Source organism: Lapillicoccus sp. (genome assembly GCF_046595215.1).
Classification (GTDB): domain Bacteria; phylum Actinomycetota; class Actinomycetes; order Actinomycetales; family Dermatophilaceae; genus Lapillicoccus.
Map to the genome: position 1 here is coordinate 1 of NZ_JBKJPP010000081.1, position 3,054 is coordinate 3,054.

Annotated in this window: 2 protein-coding genes; one reads left to right on the forward strand and one right to left on the reverse strand. The window is 67.3% G+C overall.

Annotated features, from left to right (window positions below; genetic code table 11):
- The first annotated feature begins 165 nt into the window (after positions 1-165).
- Complete coding sequence (locus ACLL9L_RS06800) at positions 166-1,797, forward strand: long-chain-fatty-acid--CoA ligase (protein ID WP_411283886.1); 1,632 nt, start codon at positions 166-168, stop codon at positions 1,795-1,797.
- A 10-nt stretch (positions 1,798-1,807) separates the two neighbouring features.
- Here the strand turns inward: ACLL9L_RS06800 and ACLL9L_RS06805 are convergent, their stop codons facing one another.
- Positions 1,808-2,581 (reverse strand): enoyl-CoA hydratase-related protein, encoded by a 774-nt coding sequence (locus ACLL9L_RS06805; RefSeq protein ID WP_411283887.1) that lies wholly within the window; start codon positions 2,579-2,581, stop codon positions 1,808-1,810.
- Between the last annotated feature and the right edge of the window lie 473 nt (positions 2,582-3,054).

The window sequence follows — 3,054 nt, forward strand, 5'->3', positions numbered from 1 at the left end:
CAGGACCCGCGGCACCCTAAGGCGTACCCCCGGACTGCGGCGATCAACATGGGACATAGGACGAGCGGCTACCACCTGGTCGGGAGCGGCCCTGGCGCCAGCTGTCGCATACGGTAAGACTCTCTCATCACTCACGCGCCGCGCGCGCCTTGACTTGGAGGATTCGTGACCACGACGACAGCGAGCCATGATGTGTGGTCCACGCCCCTGACTCCGTTGGCCTTCCTCGGCCGCGCCGCAGAGGTGTTCGCCGATCGGGAAGCTGTCGTCTACGGCGAGCGACGCATGACGTACGCGCAGCTGTCAGAAGAGGTGACGCGTGTCGCTCAGGCACTGCGGGCCTGTGGCGTCGGCAACGGTGACCGGGTGGCGTATCTGCTGCCCAACATCCCCGAGATGCTCGTGGCCCAGTTCGCCGTGCCTCTGGCGGGGGGAGTCCTGGTGGCGGTCAACACCCGGTTGGCGCCGCCCGAGGTCAAGTACATCCTTGAGCACTCCGGCGCGAGCGTGCTGGTCGTCGACGCCGCACTGCACCCCACCGTCAGGCCGGTTCTGGCGGATCTGCCCGAGCTGCGGCAGGTCGTGACGGTCACGGACCCCGCCGGCGGTGCGAAGCCGTCACCCGACGTCCCGGGCATCGACTACGCCGAGCTGTGTGCCCGCGGCAGCGACGACCCGCTCCCGTGGACAGTGGAGGACGAACGCTCGACGATCTCGATCAACTACACCTCGGGCACGACGGGCCGCCCGAAGGGCGTCATGTACCACCACCGCGGGGCCTACCTGAACTCCCTCTCCGAGATCATCCACTCCCGGCATGTATCGCGAACCCGTTACCTGTGGACGCTGCCGATGTTCCACTGCAACGGCTGGTGCACAGGCTGGGCCGTCACGGCCATCGGCGGCACTCACGTCTGCCTGCGGGCCGTCGTCGCCGATCGGATCTGGGACCTGCTGGACGACGAGGGCATCACGCACCTGAACGGCTCCCCGACCGTGCTGGTGTCCATCGCCAACTCGCCACGGGTGCACACCCTCAAGCGCGAGGTCATCGTCACCACGGCCGGATCTGCCCCCAGCGCGACGGTGATCTCGACGATGGAGAAGATCGGCGCCAAGGTCGTGCATGTTTACGGCCTCACCGAGACCTACGGGCCCTACACCATCTGTGAGCCGCAGGACGGCTGGGATGAGCTCGACGTCAGCGAGCGCAGCAAGCTTCTCGCCCGGCAAGGCGTGGGGATGGTCGTGACGGACGGCGTCCGCGTGGTCGACGACCAGATGCGCGACGTCCCCCGTGACGGGACGACGCTCGGCGAGGTTGTCATGCGCGGCAACAACGTCATGAAGGGCTATTTCGCCGACCCCGAGGCCACCGCGGACGCCTTCAACGGCGGCTGGTTCCACTCCGGCGACCTCGGGGTCTGGCACCCCGACGGCTATCTGGAGCTGCGCGACCGCGCCAAGGACATCATTGTCTCGGGTGGAGAGAATATCTCGACGATCGAGGTCGAGGCGGCCATCGACTCCTATCCCGGTGTCCTCGAGGTCGCAGTGGTCGGCGTCCCGGACGCGAAGTGGGGCGAGCGACCGAAGGCCTTCGTGGTGGCCCGGGAGGGCGCGACTCCAACGGCCGAGCAGATCATCGCGCACGTCCGAACGCAGATCGCCCACTACAAGGCGCCCGACCAGGTCGAGCTGGTCGAGTCGCTGCCCAAGACCGCGACTGGCAAGATCCGCAAGGTCGAGCTGCGCGAGACCGAGTGGGCCGGTCACAGCAACCGCGTGCAGGGCTGAGCACCCACGCTCAGCCGCCGCTCCAGACGGGGGCCCGCTTCTCGAGGAAGGCCGCGATGCCCTCGGCTGCGTCCGGTGTCTGGCTGGTCGCGGCCATCACCTCGACCGCATAGGCGTATGCCTGGGGCTGGGCCAGATCGAGCTGTGCGTACAACGCCTGCTTGCCGATGCCCTTGCTCTGGGCGCTCCCACGCGTCACCCGCAACATCATGGCGGCCACGGCGCCGTCCAGCTCTTCGGCCGGCACGACCTGGTTGACCAGACCCCACTCGTATGCCGTCGACGCGTCGATGACGTCACCGGACAGAGCCAGTTCTACAGCCCGCTTTCGGCCCACGGTGCGGGCGATCGCCACCATCGGCGTGTGGCAGAACCAGCCTCCCTTGCCGCCGGGCGCGGCAAAGCCGGCCGTGTCGGCCGCAACGGCGAGGTCCGCCGCGGCGACGAGCTGGCACCCAGCGGCCGTCGCCAGCCCGTGCACACGCGCCACCACCGGCTGGGGGATGCGCTGCATGAGCGTCATCAGTTCGGTGCACGTCCACAACAGCTGCCGCACCTGCTCCAGGTCGCTGCCAGCCACGTCGGCGAAGTCGTGCCCCGCACAGAAGACCGGTCCGTTGGCCGCCAGAACGACCCCTCGGGCATCACTGGCCCCCACCCGTGCGAACGCGTCGACCAGCTCCTGCATGTGCAACAGCGACAGGGCGTTGCGGCGCTCCGGACTATCCATAGTGATCGTCGTGACGTCCGCGTCGCGGGTGAGCCGGATGCAGTCGTAGTCCATGGACACTCCTTCGTCAAGCCGTCGTCGTGGGCGTGTGCCAGCGTACGCAGTCCCCGGCTGAGCCCGTCAAGTTGCCCTGACGTTCACGTGGAGATGTCGTCACACAAGTCCACGACATTGCTGCCGACTCTGGTGGCGAAGACTCTCCCAGTAGACGAACGGCGACCGGACATCAAGACGCGCCGTCCGCGGCCAATCTGGATGTTGCGTCTTGATCGTCAGTGATGTGCCCCAGGCGCTTAAGGCGCTGATTGCATACGTACGTCCCCGCAGGCTTGATATAGAGCCGTGGCTTCTAAGCGCCGAGGGTGTTCTTGTCGAAGCTCGACGGCGGCAGCTCCTTCCCGCACTTGACGCACGCCTTGTAGCGGCCGCCGTCCTCTGTGACGAACCGTCGCCACTGGTGGTGAAGGTGCAGGCGGCAGCTGAGTGGGACGCGGTCCCGGACCTTGGACATGCTGTTCCCTTCGTTG

Bases quoted from the DNA above. Each gene is read 5' to 3' on its own strand.
- ACLL9L_RS06805 (WP_411283887.1), bottom strand. From the start codon at position 2,581: ATGGACTACGACTGCATCCGGCTCACCCGCGACGCGGACGTCACGACG.